Below are 14,653 nucleotides of genomic sequence, written 5' to 3'. Positions count from 1 at the left end.
GGTGTTCACCGCTTCGCTGGTCGATTCACAAGCAACGGAAGCATCGACGCGCAGCTTCTCGCCCGGCAGGACTGGGACCCTCGCCGACGCCGACGGATGCGACCGTGCAGATACTGTCCGACCGGTTCTCGATCTCGGCGGCGTGGCGAGCACTGCGCGATCTTGCGGCTGATCCAATTCACATACGGTGAGCCGGAGTTGGTCACTGAGGAACGACGATTCCTGCGGACGGGATCATGCTGGTCGCTGGTCTTGTCGTGCTTCCTTGGAGATCGGAGTGTGTCGTGCCGATGCAGCGACAGTCCTGGCCTGAGCCGGATCCGCAGGTCACGGCGGCGATCCGGGCGACGTACCGGGGCAGGCGGGAGGCGCCGCTGGCGGTGCAGGTCCATGACCGGCTCGGCGAGCCGTTCCCGGACGCCGCCTTTGCTGACGCGTTCGGCCAAGTGGTCACGGTGGTGCACTAGGTGTCGTGTCTCACCAGGTTGGTTACACGAGGTCCTCGAAGGTGAGCTGTTGCGGGATGCCCGCGATCGGTTCTGGCGGCTGGTCGAAGACGAGGCGGTAGTCGCTTCCGGCAGTCCGGCTGATGGGTGGTCGGCCGCCGAGCGCGGCGTGTGGTCTCTCGTGGTTGTAGTAGTTCACGAACTCGGCGAGTGCGATGCGGCGTTCGTGCTCGGAGCTGTAGTCGCGGACGTATGCCCACTCGCGGGCGAGCGTCCCCTGGTATCTCTCCACTTTCCCGTTCGTGCGCGGGGTGTAGGGGCGGGTGCGCTTGTGCTTCGTGGCGGTCACGGTGAGCGCGTCAGCCCAGGTCGTGGAGCGGTAGCAGGCACCGTTGTCGGTGAGGCAGCGGCGGAGCGGGGCGATGCCATGGGCGGCGAAGAAGGCGACGGCGCGGTGCCAGAAGGCGACCGCGGTCACGGCCTTTTCATCGTCCAGGGCCTCGGTGTAGGCGAGCCGGGAGTGGTCGTCGAGCGCCGAGTGCAGGTACGCGTAGCCGACTTTGCCGTTGCCTGGACCGGTCCGTTTGGAGGCGCGAGCTGCTTCGGTGCCCATACCGTGCATGCGCCAGCCGCCGCCCTCGGGGATGCGTCCGAGCTTCTTGACATCGACGTGGACCAGGTCACCAGCGTGTTCGTACTCGTAGCGGATGACCTCGCGCATCTGCTCGCCGGTGGGCGGGTCCAGGTCGCGCAACCGGTTGAGACCTCGCCGGACCAGAACACGGTGCACGGTGGCCGGGGAGATAGTGATGCCGTGCAGGCGTTCGAGGTCGGCGGCGAGGCGGACGGGGCCGTACTTGGTCTGCCGTCGCAGCGCCTCCACCAGGTCCGCGACCTCCTCGGCGGTGTGGTCCGGGCTGGCATCCGGCCGGGAGGAGCGGTCGAGCAGTCCGTTCTCGCCGTGCGCCGTCCAGCGGGCGTACCACTTGCCCAGGCAGCGCCGTGAAACGCCGGCCTCGGCCGCAACATGCGCGATCGGGCGTCCGGCGTCCACTCGCTCGCAGAGCCGGCGACGCCCTTCCGGTGTCAGCGGTGCGTTGGGGTGGCCCACCATGTCAGGACGCGGAGTTCATGCGCATCCGGACGCCCTCGGTCTCCCAGCGGCCAGGCCACCAGGACGGCTCCCCTCGGGGATGCCTTGCCAGGCGGCTGTCTGCGGCTGGCCTGTCAGCGTGCGTGGGAGACGTCGGCGTCGCCGTTGCTGCCACTCTCCGTATCCGCGCAAGAGGTGGCCCTACGAGACCAGCACGATCTTGCGCCCGGCAAGGCCACCGCGCTCGAGGCGTTCGTGGGCCTCGCGTGCCTGGGCAAGCGGGAGCGTCTCGATGCGGATCCGGTCGAGGAGAGACGTGGTGAGCAGGGAGGTCAGGCGAGGAGGGTCGGCCTGTACTACGACCTTCTCGACGGCGACGCCGCGCTCCGGCTCGTTCTTGTCGGCGACGTGAATGGAGACGAAGGCGCCGCCGTCCTTCACCGCGCGGATCAGCCCGGGGCCCGCAACTGCGGCGTTGAAGACCGCGTCCATGCCACCCGGCACCACCTCACGGGCCGCAGTGGCCATCTCCTCCGGCGTGCCACGAAGGAGCCCTCCCGCGTAGCCCTGAGCGGCAAGCGCCTCGTCTGCCATCGAGCCGGTGACATAGACATGCGCCCCCGCAGCTGCAGCCGCGGTGGCAGCGCTCATGCCCACCGGGCCGCCAGCACCAACGATCAGGATGTTCGCTCCCTCAAGGGGCCCCATGCGATCGGTGGCCTGCGCGCCAGTCAGGGCGTTCATCGCGAAGACGGCGGCACGCGCCGGATCGAGGTCCGGCGGCAGCGCGGCCACCCACTGCGGCGCGACACTGATGACCTCCGCATAGGTGCCGCGGCCCACCTCCGAACCGAGCCAAGGGACGAAACCAACCACAGCGGAGCCGGCGGGGAGCGTCGGAGCCGGATCGATGAGAGTACCGACGAAGTCCCAGCCCAGTACGGCGGGGAAGGCGAGGCCGAGATCCTTGAGTCGTTGCGGGGTGTCGCCGCGCCGGAGCTCCACATCACTGACGTTGGCGGTGCGGGCCCGGACCCGTACTCGGATGCGGTCTCGGGTCGGCAGCGGTTCCGGCCGCTCCCGCACTTCCAGGACCTCGGGCGGGCCGAAACGATCGAACTCGACACGCAGCATGATGACTCCTCCTGTGCTGTCAGGGCCTTCGGGACGACGAAGCTGCCATCGACCCGTTATGCGGCAAAAGCAGTATTCGCCGCGGTTTCTCCTGAGCGTTAAGGTAGACATTGACATCCGTGTCAAGGTCAAGCGCGCACCGTGCCCATAGGGAGCGTCCTCATGAAGATTGGTGAGCTGGCGCAGATCTCCGGTTCCTCGCCCCGGCAGATCCGCCACTACGAGGCAGCGGGCCTGCTGTGTTCGATTCGCCTGCCCAACGGATACCGCGAATTCCAGGACAGCGACGCCCGCCGGGTGCGCAATATCAGGACTCTGCTCGACTACGGTCTGACCCTCGACGAGATCACCTCTACCGTGCGAGCGGTCTGCGATGCGGAGACCTACGAGGCACTCGATGAGAGCGAATACACCCAGGCCGTCGGAGCCCTGGACGGCCGTATCGCCCTACTCCAAGAACTTCACGACCGCACCGCGCGGCAGCTGGAGGCGCTGCGAGCCCTGCGCGACGGATTCGATGACGCCGGAGAGTGAGAGGCCCTGTCGCGTAACCAACCTCATGCAACAACACAACTAGGCCGCGAATCTGACCGACCGACAGGCTGCTGACGAGGTTCGCGAGAACCTCGCCTGGAAGTACGCACTCGGCCTGGACCTTCAGGATCCGGGCGTCGACCACAGCGTGCTGTCAGAGTTCCGCTCCGGTGTTGCCACCCACGTGTCCCGCTCGGAAATACAGTTTTGATCCTTCAATGTCACTGTCGACCGTCACCACCCTGGTCCGGAGCCTGATCAAGGTGCCTTTCTGCCGTACTGCGCAGCCGCACGGCCAAAGACGCAGAGACTCTCGCGTTACGGCATGAGAACGCGGTGCTGCGCCGTCAGATCGCCCGCGTCCGCTACCCGATCGCCCCGTCCACAGTCCGGGAGATCCTCCACGCAGCCGGCATCTACCCCACGCAGCAGCACTCCGGCCCCACCGCCCACCCAGGGGCCCCGGTTGGAGTCGCAGCGCTTCCTCCTCCGGGACCGGGACAGCAAGTACGCCCGATAGGGAACCCCGTCTTCGGGGCGCACACCGCCAACGACCCGCGCGTGCGTGGAGACGCCTCAAGTGGCCCGGATCGTGATCGTGTTACGAGCCCAGAGGGTCTCGGAGTCCGGCCCTTCCATGAAGAGAGCACTCACACCTGCGCGTAACCACCGTCGGCGAAGAACTCGGCACCATTGACGAAACTCGACGCGTCCGAGGCAAGGAACGTCGTCACGGCGGCGATCTCCTCGGGTTCGGCGAGCCGACCAAGAGGGACTTCACCTTCTGCTTGCTCGAGAACCTCGGGCGGGACCAGCTCAAGCAGGCCAGGGGTGCGTGTACCACCCGGGGATACGACGTTGACCCGAAAGCCATGCGCGCGCGAGCTGTGGGCCCAACCGCGGGCCAGGTTGCGGACCGCGGCCTTCGTCGCTCCGTAGACCTCGAGTCCCGGGTCAGGCCGTGTCCCGGCGGTCGATCCCGTCAGGATCACCGAAGCGTTTGCACTGAGCAGCGGCAGCGCTAGTTGCAGGGTGAAGATCGCTCCCTTGACGTTGGTGACGAACAGCGAGTCGATCAGTTCCTCCGTCACCTCGCCGAACGGAGCTGCGGTGCCGATGCCGGCGTTGGCGCGCCGCGCCCGACCAGGAGCCCACGGACTTCCAGCAGGACATCACCGATCTGGTGCGCCGGGCCCAGGCCGCGGGCGCGCTGCGGCCCGACGTCCACCCGTCCGACCCGGGAATCGTCTGGCTGACCAACGACGCGCTGGTCACCGCACTCCCGGACGGCCCGGCGGCCTCCCGCCGACTCGTCGCGTACCTCCTGGAGTCCTTCCGCAGCCACCCTGCCCGCGGTGTGCTGCCGCCGCCGAGCCCGCTGCGATTGGCGCACCTGCCGGACCGGCTCGAGGCTGCAGCGGTCTCACCCCACCGGTCGGCCGGAGGATTCGGTCGCACCCGGTGCGGTGATGCCTCGCGTGATGGTGTCGGCGGCGAAGGCGATGAAGTCCTGCGGATCGAGGTGCTGGGCCCAGTTGTTGGCGAGGTTTTCGCTGACGCCCATCAGCGCGGCCACCACGAAGCGGACGAGTGCGGGATCCTCGCGCAGGGTGCGGCCCTCCCGGTCGGCCGCCTCGATGAGAGCGGTGTGCAGCGCCTCGTCGTAGCGGCGTGCCGTCTCGCGCAGTTCGAGGACCGACTTGCGATCGTACCGAGCGTCGCCTTCGGAGTTGCTCCAGGTCGCGGTCAGGCTGCCCACCCGGCTCCACTGACGGGCGGAGTGGGGGATCACCGACGCGAGCAGCGCCGCGACGCCCTGATCCCTGGGGAGAGACTCGACGAAGGCGGTGGATTCGATCTGGCTCTCGCTGAGCAGGGCGATGAAGATCTCTTCCTTGTCCGCGAAGTACTGGTAGATCAGCCCGGTACTGGTGCCCGCGCGCTGGGCCACCGACCGGATGGTGAGTGCCGCGTACCCGCCCTCGTCCAGGAGCTCGGCGGCCGCGTCCAGCGTCATCCGGCGCCGCGCCTCCGCGTCGCCGTAGACGGACTTCTTGTTCGAATCCTTCATGCGCTCACATTAGTCGGCCCTGCCGGCACGGAGAGCCAAGAACGAACGTTGTTCAGAATGGATTGAACGATGTTCATTCCGGGTCTACAGTCCTCCCCATGACGAACCCTGATGCGTCATCAACTGTGCTCACGCACTCCTCCCGGAGCGCTCGGCGCCGCGCCGCCGACGGGCGGGCGGCGGCGGAGACCGCCACCGAGGCCGGTGCCCTGCTGCTCGCCCATCGCACGGACCGGGAACGCGCCGGCGCCGATCCCTCCGAGGTGCGCGCGACGGGTGACCGGCTCTCGCACGACTTTCTGGTCGCCACGCTCGCCCAGCGATTCCCCGGCGACGCGGTGCTCTCCGAGGAGGGCGCCGACGACCCCGCCCGGCTCGCGGCAGACCGGGTGTGGATCGTCGACCCCCTAGACGGCACACGCGAGTTCGGTGAACCGGGACGTTCCGACTGGGCCGTGCATGTCGCGCTGGTCGAGGCGGGGCGACTGGTAGCCGGCGCCGTCGCGATGCCCGGCCTCGGTGTCACCTTCTCGACGGCGGACACATTCGCCGCACCCGCCACGTTGCCCGCCGTGCCCCGCGTGGCCGTCAGCCGCACCCGTCGGCCCGAGCCGGTGATGGCCATGGCCGAGGCGCTCGGCGCCGAACTGATCGAGATGGGCTCGGCGGGGGCCAAGGCGATGGCCGTGGTGTGCGGCGAGGCCGACATCTACGCCCACGCCGGCGGCCAGTACGAGTGGGACTCGGCGGCGCCCGTCGCGGTCGCCCGCGCCGCCGGACTGCACGTGTCCCGGATCGACGGATCCGAGCCGCACTACAACCAGGCCAACCCCTGGTTGCCCGATCTGCTCATCTGCCGTCCCGAACTGACGGACCGTGCGCTGGGGGTACTTGGACGATGACACCCACTCTGACCCACCTCGAACGGCTCGAGGCCGAGAGCATGCACATCATGCGGGAGGCGGTCGCGGGGAGCGAGAACCCCGTGATGCTCTACTCGGTCGGCAAGGACAGCGCGGTGATGCTGCACCTCGCGCGCAAGGCGTTCCACCCGTCCAAACTGCCGTTCCCGTTGCTGCACGTCGACACGACGTGGAAGTTCCGCGACATGTACGCCCTGCGCGACGAGACCGCGGCCGCCGCGGATCTGGACCTGCTGGTGTACCGGAACCCCGAGTGCGTGGAGAAGGGGATCAACCCCTTCACCCACGGGTCGGCCGTGCACACCGACATGTGGAAGACGGAGGGGCTCAAACAGGCCTTGGACCTCTACAAGTTCGACGCCGCGTTCGGCGGTGCGCGCCGGGACGAGGAGAAGTCGCGGGCCAAGGAGCGCATCTTCTCGATCCGCTCGGCCGAACACCGGTGGGACCCGAAGAAGCAGCGCCCCGAACTGTGGCGGATGTACAACGTGCGCAAGTCGCCCGGCGAGAGCGTGCGCGTATTCCCGCTGTCCAACTGGACCGAGCTCGATGTCTGGGAGTACATCCGGCAGGAACACATCCCCATCGTGCCGCTCTACTTCGCGGCGAGGAGACCGGTCGTCGAACGCGACGGCACGCTGATCATGGTCGACGACGAGCGGATGCCGCTGCTGCCGGGTGAGGAACCCGAGCTGAGAAGCGTGCGCTTCCGCACACTCGGCTGCTACCCGCTCACCGGGGCCGTGGAGAGCGTCGCCGAGTCCCTGACCGACATCATCCAGGAGATGTTGCTGACCCACACATCGGAACGCCAGGGCCGCGTCATCGACCACGACAGCAGTGCGTCGATGGAGAAGAAGAAGCAGGAGGGCTACTTCTGATGACCCGTTCGTTGACCCGTGCGACCGATCTGATCGCCGACGACATCGAGCAGTACCTCGAGCAGCACGCGAGCAAGAGCATGCTCCGCTTCCTCACCTGCGGCAGCGTCGACGACGGCAAGTCCACCCTGATCGGCCGGCTGCTCTACGAGTCCAAGCTGATCTTCGAGGATCAACTCACCGCGCTGGAGACCGACTCCCGCAAGATGGGCACCCAAGGCGAGGGCCTCGACTTCGCGTTGCTCGTCGACGGGCTTGCCGCCGAGCGCGAGCAGGGCATCACGATCGACGTCGCCTACCGCTACTTCTCCACCGAACAGCGCAAGTTCGTCGTCGCCGACACGCCCGGCCACGAGCAGTACACCCGCAACATGGTGACCGGGGCCTCGACCGCGGACCTCGCGGTGATCATGGTCGACGCCCGCAAGGGCGTGCTCACCCAGACCCGCCGGCACTCCTACCTGGTGTCGCTCCTCGGCATCCGGCACGTGGTGCTCGCGGTCAACAAGCTCGACCTCGTCGGCTACTCGCAGGAGGTCTTCGACCGGATCGTCGGCGAGTACTCCGCCTTCGCCGACGAGATCGGTCTGAGCGACGTCGTGGCCATCCCGATATCGGCGTACGTCGGGGACAACCTCATCGAGAGCAGCCCCAACACCCCCTGGTACCGAGGCCCGACGCTCATGGGGCACCTGGAGACCGCCCAGATCGACGACGACCTCCGCGCCGCCCCGTTCCGGCTGCCCGTGCAGTGGGTGAACCGGCCGGACCTGGACTTCCGCGGGTTCTCCGGTCAGATCGTCAGCGGCGTGGTGCGGCCGGGCGACCGGGTGCGGGTGCTGCCGAGCGGCCGGGAGTCGGCGGTCGCCCGGATCGTCACCAGGGACGGCGACCTGACGGAGGCCACGGCCGGCCGGTCGGTCACGGTCACGCTGACCGACGAGATCGACGTCAGCCGCGGTGACGTGCTCGCCGTGGCGGACGACGCGCCCGGTGTCGCCGACCAGTTCGAGGCTCACCTGGTGTGGATGGGTGAGGAGGAGATGCTGCCCGAGCGCTCGTATCTCTGCCAGATCGGCACCATGACCGTGCAGGCACGGATCACCCGGCCCAAGCACCGGATCAACGTCAACACGCTGGAGAAGGCGGCGGCGAACACCCTCGCGCTCAACGAGATAGGCGTCTGCAACATCAGCTTCGACCGCCCGGTGCCGTACGACGCGTACAGCGCCAACCGGGACACCGGCGGCTTCATCCTGATCGACCGGCTGAGCAACAACACGGTGGGCGCCGGCATGATCGCGCACCCGCTGCGGCGCGCGGACAACCTGCACTGGCAGGTGGTCGACGTCAATGAACGCGCTCGCGCGGAGCTGATGGGCCATCGCCCCCAGGTCCTGTGGCTGACGGGCCTGTCCGGCTCCGGGAAGTCGACGATCGCGAACGAGATCGAGCGCCGGCTGCACGCGCTCGGCGTGCACACCTATCTCCTGGACGGCGACAACGTGCGCCACGGCCTGAACCGGGACCTCGGATTCACCGATGCCGACCGGGTGGAGAACATCCGGCGCGTCACCGAGGTCGCCCGGCTGATGGCCGACGCGGGTCTGGTCGTCATCGCGTCGTTCATCTCGCCCTTCCGCGCCGAGCGGGAGGCGGCCCGGGAGTTGGTCGGGCCCGAGCGGTTCTGCGAGGTGCACGTGGACACCCCGCTCGACGTCGCCGAGGCGCGGGACCCGAAGGGGCTCTACCGGAAGGCGCGCCGCGGCGAGCTGCCCCGTTTCACCGGAATCGACTCGCCCTACGAGCCCCCGCTCTCCCCCGAGGTACGGATCGACACCACGTCCGCCTCGCCGGCGGAGGCGGCCGACCGGATCGTCGACGTGCTTCGCTCGCGCGGCGCCATCGCCTGACAAAGGAGCCCCATGCCCAGTCGGGAAGAAATCCACTCGGCCATCGAGTCCTATGTTAGACACCTCGGCAGCCACGATGTCGACGCGCTCGTGGCGTTGTTCGCCGAGGACGCCGTCCAGCACGAGCCGCTCGGTGTCGCCGCCTACCGGGGGGTCGACGAGATCCGGGCGTTCGACACCGAGAACGCGAAGGTCGACTTCACCGTCGGCCTGCTCTCGCCGATCACCGTGACCGGGAGATTCGCCGCGACACAACTCCGTGTCGAGCGGGCCGGCATGACTCCCTTCGTGGCCACCGACCTGTTCGAGTTCGACGACGCGTGCCGGATCGTCTCGCTCAGCGTGGTCCTCGATCCCCTGGCGCTCGCCGACCCGGTGGAGTGGGCGCCGTGACCCGGATCCCGTTGCTGGAGGGAAAGGTCGTCCTGGTGTCCGGGGTGGGCCCTGGCCTCGGCCGCTCCCTCGCGGTACGCAGCGCCCTCGCCGGAGCCCGGCTGGTGCTCGCGGCCCGCACCCGGTCCAGGCTGGACGCGGTCGCCGACGAGATCCGCGGCCTCGGTGGCGAGGCCGCCGTGGTGCCGGCCGACCTCACCGACGACGCCTCGGTCGAGAACCTCGCGCAGCAGGCGCACGACGCCTTCGGCCGCCTCGACTCGGTGGTCCACAACGCGTTCGTCCAGCCCGCCCAGGTCCGGCTCCTCGACGCGGAACCCGACGACGTACGCCAGGGGCTCGAGATCAACCTGCTGGCGGCCCTGAGCCTCACCCGCAAGGTCGCGCCCGCGCTCGTGGAGGCCCAGGGTTCGATCGTGGTCATCAACTCGATGGTGCTGCGGAACCGGCTGCCGGGGTTCGGCACCTACCGGGTCATGAAAGCGGGGCTGCTGGCCCTCGCCCGGAGCCTGTCCCTGGAGCTCGGGCCGCAGGGGGTGCGCGTCAACTCCGTGGCGCCCGGCTACATCTGGGCGGACTCGGTCCAGGCGTGGTTCGAGCGCCTGGCGCGCGAGCGCGGCGTCGAACCGAGCGTGCTCTACGACGAGATCGCGGCGGAGACCGATCTGCGCCGGCTGCCCGAACCCGACGACATCGCGAACACCGCGGTGTTCCTCGCCTCCGACCACGCGCGGGCGATCAGCGGGCAGTGCCTGGACGTCAACTGCGGGCACGCCCACCACTGAACCGGAGAGACACACATGACCGTCCACCATCACTCCCCCACGGTCGGGACCGCCGACGAACTCCTCGCACTGGCCACCGAGGCGACCGGGCTCACCGACTTCGGCGACGACGACTTCCGCGAGGGCCTCGACGTACTGATCTCCAGTTTCGACAACGACGCGCGGCTCACCCCGCACGGCAGGACCATCGCGCGCGCCATGCTGACGAAGGCTCTGAAGGGCAGGGTGCTCAGCGAGGCGGCGTTCGCCCGGCATCCCGAGCACACCGAGGTACCGATCGAACGGCCGGTCTTCGTCTGCGGCCTCATGCGCACGGGCAGCACCGCGCTGCACCGGCTGCTGTCCGCCGACCCCGGCCAGCAAGGCATCGAGACATGGCTCGCCGAGGCCCCGCAGCCGCGGCCCACCCGCGAGGACTGGCCGGACCACCCCGACTTCCAGCGCGTCCAGGCCCACTTCGCCGCGCGTCGGCGCAACGAGGCGGAGCTGATGAAGGTGCACTTCATGGACGCCGACGAAGTCGAGGAATGTTGGCAGCTGTTGCAGCAGTCGATGCGCTCCGTGGCCTTCGAGTGCGTCTCGTACCTCCCCACGTACTCGACGTGGCTGGCCGGACAGGACTGGACCGACACCTACGCCCGGCACAAGAAGAACCTGCAACTGATCGGCATGAACGACCCGGAGAAGCGCTGGGTGCTCAAGAACCCCAGCCATGTCTTCGCGCTCGACGAGATCATGCGGATCTACCCGGACGCCCTCATCATCCGGACGCACCGCGCGCCGCGCACGGCGATGGCCTCGACCTGCAGCCTCGCGGAGCAGGGCAAGCACGACATGTCCGAGGCATACGACCGGAAGACCATCGGCCGCACCCAACTCGCCCTGTGGTCACGGGGAATCGAGCACTTCGAGACGGCCCGCCGCCGCTACGACCCCCGGCAGTTCCTCGACGTCGACTACCAGGACTTCGTCACCGATCCGCTCGGCACCGTCGAGGACATCTATGGCCACTTCGGCCTGGAGTTCACGGCCGTCGCGCGCGAGGCGATCGAGGCCTCGCACCGCAGGAGCCTGGGCGCCCACCGGCGCCCCGAACACCGCTACTACCTGGAGGACTTCGGCCTGACCGGGGCCGAGGTCGACGAACACTTCGCCACCCACGCACGACCCGGTGTCCGCACACATCCGACCGAGCAAGGGGAATGACCATGAACGCCGTATGGGAGAAGTTCTGCGCCGATCTGCTGGACGCCGGGAGCGTCCTGCAGGACGACATCGTGCCGCAGGATCCGCTGACGCAGGCCGAGGGCGTCCGCTACCTGAGCCGTCTGCTCCGGTACGCGACGATCAACTGCGTCGAGTACACCGACCCGCGCTGGCCGAGCTTCACATCGGCGCCCAACCCGAACATGAGCACCAAGATCGGGGCCGACAACCCCGACAACGTCTACATGCGTGCCAACATCTCCGGCAGGCACACCTACCGGATCACCGGCAGGCGCGGCACCATACCGCTGGTGACGTTCGGGTCACGCGTCAACCGCTACCACATCGACGGCACCATGCTGCAGACCGGCGATCTGCACGCCCACGACCTCACGGTCGACGAGCACGGCGGGTTCTCGATCATCGCGAGCGTGGACAAGCCCGCGGAAGGCGACTGGCTCCCGCTCGCACCGGACAGCAATCTCATCTCCGTGCGGCAGACCCACCAGGACCGCCCCCACGAGATCCCCGCCGAGCTGACCATCGAATGCCTGGACCCGGACGGCGAGTTCACCCCGCTGACCCCCGAGCAGATCGGCGAGCGGCTCACCGCGGCCGTCGGCAACGTCCGCGGCACCGCGAACACCTTCCTCGAGTGGTGCCGCAAGTTCGCGCCTCGGCCCAACGAGATCGTGGACTGGGGCCAGGACTACTTCCAGAAGGCCGGCGGGGACCCGACGATCTTCTATCTCCACGGCTACTGGAAACTGGCGGAGGACGAGGAGTGGGTGATCGAGACCGAGGTACCGAACTGCGAGTACTTCAACTTCGTGCTCCAGAACTTCTGGATGGAATCCCTCGACTACCACCGCACCAACATCTACCTCAACAACCACACGGCGAAGCTCAACGACGACGGCACCCTGACCATCGTGGTGGCGGCGAAGGACCCGGGCCACGGCAATTGGATCAACACGGACGGGCACCGTGAGGGCACCTTCGCGCTGCGCTGGATCAAGGCCGATGCGCATCCCATCCCGACGTCGAAGGTCGTGAAGCTGCCGGGTGCGGGGCTATGAGGTTCACGCTCGCGCCGGCCATGGTGCCGCTGGACCAGCTCGTGCCGCTGGCGAGGACGGCCGAGGAGTGCGGATTCCATGCCGTCGCGCTGCCGGACTCGGTGTTCTTCTCCGAGCGCGCCGCCGCGAAGTACCCCTATACGTCCGACGGTCGGCGCATGTGGACCGAGGAGGCCCCGTTCGCCGACCCGCTGATCGCCGCCGCCGCGATGGGCGCCGTGACCCGGTCCCTCGTCTTCCGGACGAACGTGCTGAAGCTCGGCTCCCGTAACCCGCTGCTCCTGGCCAGACAGGTCGGCACGGTCGCGAACCTCACCCAGGGACGGTTCGAGCTGGGTGTCGGGGTCGGCTGGGCGCCCGAGGAGTTCGAGTGGTGCGGGGTGCCGTACGAGCGCAGGGGTGCGCGGGTCGACGAGATGATCGAGGTGATCCGGCTCGTCCTCGGCGGAGGCATGGTCGAACACCACGGCGAGTTCTACGACTTCGACAGGCTCCGGATGAGCCCCGCTCCGCCGCGCGAGGTCCCCCTCGTCGTCGGCGGCCACACCGACGCGGCGCTGCGGCGCGCGGCCCGGGTCGGCGACGGGTGGACCTCGGCGCTGATGGGATTCGATGAGTTGGTCACGACCATCGCGCGACTGCGCGCCCTGCGCGCGGAGTTCGGCACCGCCGACCGGCCCTTCGACATCCAGGCGTCGGGCGCCGATCGCCACGGCGCCGAGGGCTACGCGGAGCTCGCGGCCGCGGGTGTCACCAACGTGACGGTGTCACCGTGGGCGATGAAGGGGCTGCCGATGGACGGCCCGGTCGAGGAGAAACAGGATTCCCTCAGGGAGTTCGCCGCCGAGCACATCGGCTGAATCCGGTCGGCCGAAGACCACTGTCCCCCGAGGCGATCGCCTCGGGGGACAGTGACACGTGCCTACGGGCCGCTCAGGGCAGGTCCGGCGCCCAGGCCACCCCGTTGATGTGCGCCCCGCCGTCGACGAAGAGCGTGTTGCCGGTGACGTAGCGGGCGCCCTCTCCGGCGAGGAACACCGCCGCGGGGGCGATGTCGCGGTCGGGGTCGCCGATCCGGCCCATGGGGTTCATGGCGGCGGCCTGGGCCTCGAGTTCGGGGTGTTCGCTCATCATCCGGTGGAAGGCGGCGCTCTTCGCACCGGGGCAGATGGCGTTGACGACGACTCCGGTCGGCGCCCACTCGCGCGCCGCGGTCCTGGTGAGGGTGCGCAGGGCCTCCTTCGCGGCGTTGTACTCCAGGGTTCCCATGTGGGCGTTGACACCGTTGAGACTGCACATGTTGATGACACGTCCCCATCCCCGCCGGCGCATGTGCGGGAAGCATGCCTGCATCGCCCAGAACGGCCCGTAGAACCCGATGCCAAGGCCTCGGGCCAGCATCGTGTCGGTCTTGTCCTCGACACGGCCCACGTTCCCGGGCGACCAGGCGTTGTTGACCAGGATGTCCACGCCGCCCCACTCCTCGAGCGCCGTGTCGACCATCGCCCGCACCTGCGCCTTGTCGCCCACGTCGGTGCGGACGAAGCGGCCGCCGATCCGCTCGGCGGTGGCGCGGCCAGTCTCCTCGTTCAGTTCCGCGACCAGAACGCCGGCGCCCTCGGCGGCGAACCACCGGGCCACCGCGGCGCCGATGCCGTCGCCGGCTCCTGTGACGATCGCGACGCGTCCTTCGAGTTGCATGTTCCGGCTTCTCTCTCCCGTCCGGGATCCCGTGCCTTGATGACCGATGACCGGTGGCCGGTGGCCGATCGGGGTGCTTCAGGAAGTCCCCGGCCCGCTGTCCGGCTCGTCGCTTCGGACCCGTATCCGGCCGCCGACCGCGGCCTCGCCGATCGCGGTCATGAGGCTGTGGAAAGAACTCGCCGTGTCCATGATCAGCGTCATCCGCTCGACCATCGACGGCGGAAGCTCCTTGCGAGCGGGCGTGTCCACAGCAGCCACGTCATTGACAACCGTCATGGGCCCTCCTCCTGCTCTCCTGAAATGAATTCTATTTTTGGAAGCTAGCAACGTGCGGGACCAGGAGGAAGAGGTGTGCACGGGATTCCGCCGGAGGCTCTTCGCGCCTGCCGCGGCCGACCTCCCGATCAGCGGGACCGGCCGCCTCCAACTCCCGGTCCTGCGTTACGAATCGCCTGAACAGCACGCACGCCGCCGACGGTACGAGGAGAGAC

15 protein-coding genes and 2 pseudogenes are annotated in these 14,653 nt (G+C 68.6%); 11 read left to right on the top strand and 6 right to left on the bottom strand.

The genetic code is table 11. The features are described from left to right. The first annotated feature begins 284 nt into the window (after positions 1–284). Complete coding sequence (locus ACWD2L_RS35920) at positions 285–467, top strand: hypothetical protein (protein ID WP_351333246.1); 183 nt, start codon at positions 285–287, stop codon at positions 465–467. 22 nt (positions 468–489) lie between these two features. Here ACWD2L_RS35920 and ACWD2L_RS35915 read toward each other — a convergent pair whose 3' ends face one another. Then, on the bottom strand, positions 490–1,557 hold the full coding sequence (locus ACWD2L_RS35915) for an IS481 family transposase (protein WP_351333348.1): 1,068 nt from the start codon (positions 1,555–1,557) through the stop codon (positions 490–492). 183 nt (positions 1,558–1,740) lie between these two features. Further along, on the bottom strand, positions 1,741–2,673 hold the full coding sequence (locus ACWD2L_RS35910) for an alcohol dehydrogenase catalytic domain-containing protein (protein WP_351333244.1): 933 nt from the start codon (positions 2,671–2,673) through the stop codon (positions 1,741–1,743). Between the two features lie 162 nt (positions 2,674–2,835). On the opposite strand from ACWD2L_RS35910, the gene ACWD2L_RS35905 reads away from it, so the two are divergent. Together ACWD2L_RS35905 and ACWD2L_RS35900 are read left to right on the top strand one after the other, a co-directional pair. After that, complete coding sequence (locus tag ACWD2L_RS35905) at positions 2,836–3,207, top strand: MerR family transcriptional regulator (protein ID WP_351333241.1); 372 nt, start codon at positions 2,836–2,838, stop codon at positions 3,205–3,207. Positions 3,208–3,256: 49 nt separating this feature from the next. Then, positions 3,257–3,373: pseudogene (locus ACWD2L_RS35900) on the top strand (transposase); the annotation flags it as partial. Positions 3,374–3,857: 484 nt separating this feature from the next. Here the strand turns inward: ACWD2L_RS35900 and ACWD2L_RS35895 are convergent. Together ACWD2L_RS35895 and ACWD2L_RS35890 are read right to left on the bottom strand one after the other, a co-directional pair. Further along, positions 3,858–4,337 (bottom strand): annotated as a pseudogene (locus tag ACWD2L_RS35895) (SDR family NAD(P)-dependent oxidoreductase); the annotation flags it as partial. A 293-nt stretch (positions 4,338–4,630) separates the two neighbouring features. Further along, positions 4,631–5,278, bottom strand: coding sequence for a TetR/AcrR family transcriptional regulator (locus ACWD2L_RS35890; RefSeq protein ID WP_351333238.1), 648 nt, complete (start codon positions 5,276–5,278; stop codon positions 4,631–4,633). A gap of 98 nt (positions 5,279–5,376) precedes the next feature. Between ACWD2L_RS35890 and ACWD2L_RS35885 the strand changes: the two genes are divergently transcribed. From ACWD2L_RS35885 to ACWD2L_RS35850, 8 genes are read left to right on the top strand one after another with little or no spacing between them, the layout of a single operon-like run. Then, entirely contained in the window at positions 5,377–6,180 is an 804-nt protein-coding gene (locus tag ACWD2L_RS35885; protein WP_351333235.1) for a 3'(2'),5'-bisphosphate nucleotidase CysQ, read from the top strand. Continuing rightward, positions 6,177–7,082 (top strand): sulfate adenylyltransferase subunit CysD, encoded by a 906-nt coding sequence (cysD, locus tag ACWD2L_RS35880; protein WP_351333233.1) that lies wholly within the window; start codon positions 6,177–6,179, stop codon positions 7,080–7,082. The genes ACWD2L_RS35885 and cysD overlap by 4 nt, the downstream gene beginning before the upstream one ends. Then, positions 7,082–8,995, top strand: a complete 1,914-nt coding sequence (gene cysN / locus ACWD2L_RS35875) for a sulfate adenylyltransferase subunit CysN (protein ID WP_351333230.1) — start codon at positions 7,082–7,084, stop codon at positions 8,993–8,995. The genes cysD and cysN overlap by 1 nt, the downstream gene beginning before the upstream one ends. 12 nt (positions 8,996–9,007) lie before the next feature. Further along, positions 9,008–9,388, top strand: coding sequence for a nuclear transport factor 2 family protein (locus ACWD2L_RS35870; protein ID WP_351333227.1), 381 nt, complete (start codon positions 9,008–9,010; stop codon positions 9,386–9,388). Then, positions 9,385–10,173 (top strand): SDR family oxidoreductase, encoded by a 789-nt coding sequence (locus ACWD2L_RS35865; RefSeq protein WP_351333224.1) that lies wholly within the window; start codon positions 9,385–9,387, stop codon positions 10,171–10,173. The genes ACWD2L_RS35870 and ACWD2L_RS35865 overlap by 4 nt, the downstream gene beginning before the upstream one ends. A gap of 15 nt (positions 10,174–10,188) precedes the next feature. Continuing rightward, entirely contained in the window at positions 10,189–11,379 is a 1,191-nt protein-coding gene (locus ACWD2L_RS35860; protein WP_351333221.1) for a sulfotransferase family protein, read from the top strand. Positions 11,380–11,381: 2 nt separating this feature from the next. Continuing rightward, the gene (locus tag ACWD2L_RS35855; RefSeq protein ID WP_351333219.1) at positions 11,382–12,458 is read left to right on the top strand and encodes a DUF1214 domain-containing protein; all 1,077 of its coding nucleotides are present in this window, start codon (positions 11,382–11,384) and stop codon (positions 12,456–12,458) included. Beyond that, positions 12,455–13,318, top strand: coding sequence for a TIGR03619 family F420-dependent LLM class oxidoreductase (locus ACWD2L_RS35850; protein WP_351333216.1), 864 nt, complete (start codon positions 12,455–12,457; stop codon positions 13,316–13,318). The genes ACWD2L_RS35855 and ACWD2L_RS35850 overlap by 4 nt, the downstream gene beginning before the upstream one ends. 73 nt (positions 13,319–13,391) lie before the next feature. On the opposite strand, the gene ACWD2L_RS35845 is transcribed toward ACWD2L_RS35850, so the two are convergent. Beyond that, positions 13,392–14,159, bottom strand: coding sequence for an SDR family NAD(P)-dependent oxidoreductase (locus ACWD2L_RS35845; protein ID WP_351333214.1), 768 nt, complete (start codon positions 14,157–14,159; stop codon positions 13,392–13,394). 78 nt (positions 14,160–14,237) lie between these two features. Next, entirely contained in the window at positions 14,238–14,438 is a 201-nt protein-coding gene (locus tag ACWD2L_RS35840) for a hypothetical protein (protein WP_351333211.1), read from the bottom strand. Positions 14,439–14,653 lie beyond the last annotated feature (215 nt).

The organism is Streptomyces sp. NPDC002754, from assembly GCF_053592315.1.
This window is presented reverse-complemented; position numbering and strand designations above follow the sequence as displayed.

Excerpts from the sequence above, each read along its gene's own strand:
- ACWD2L_RS35890 (WP_351333238.1), bottom strand. The coding sequence starts at position 5,278 with ATGAAGGATTCGAACAAGAAGTCCGTCTACGGCGACGCGGAGGCGCGG.
- cysN (WP_351333230.1), top strand. The coding sequence starts at position 7,082 with ATGACCCGTTCGTTGACCCGTGCGACCGATCTGATCGCCGACGACATC.
- ACWD2L_RS35905 (WP_351333241.1), top strand. The coding sequence starts at position 2,836 with ATGAAGATTGGTGAGCTGGCGCAGATCTCCGGTTCCTCGCCCCGGCAG.
- ACWD2L_RS35885 (WP_351333235.1), top strand. The coding sequence starts at position 5,377 with ATGACGAACCCTGATGCGTCATCAACTGTGCTCACGCACTCCTCCCGG.
- ACWD2L_RS35910 (WP_351333244.1), bottom strand. The coding sequence starts at position 2,673 with ATGCTGCGTGTCGAGTTCGATCGTTTCGGCCCGCCCGAGGTCCTGGAA.
- ACWD2L_RS35860 (WP_351333221.1), top strand. The coding sequence starts at position 10,189 with ATGACCGTCCACCATCACTCCCCCACGGTCGGGACCGCCGACGAACTC.
- ACWD2L_RS35840 (WP_351333211.1), bottom strand. The coding sequence starts at position 14,438 with ATGACGGTTGTCAATGACGTGGCTGCTGTGGACACGCCCGCTCGCAAG.
- ACWD2L_RS35855 (WP_351333219.1), top strand. The coding sequence starts at position 11,382 with ATGAACGCCGTATGGGAGAAGTTCTGCGCCGATCTGCTGGACGCCGGG.
- ACWD2L_RS35850 (WP_351333216.1), top strand. The coding sequence starts at position 12,455 with ATGAGGTTCACGCTCGCGCCGGCCATGGTGCCGCTGGACCAGCTCGTG.
- ACWD2L_RS35870 (WP_351333227.1), top strand. The coding sequence starts at position 9,008 with ATGCCCAGTCGGGAAGAAATCCACTCGGCCATCGAGTCCTATGTTAGA.
- cysD (WP_351333233.1), top strand. The coding sequence starts at position 6,177 with ATGACACCCACTCTGACCCACCTCGAACGGCTCGAGGCCGAGAGCATG.
- ACWD2L_RS35845 (WP_351333214.1), bottom strand. The coding sequence starts at position 14,159 with ATGCAACTCGAAGGACGCGTCGCGATCGTCACAGGAGCCGGCGACGGC.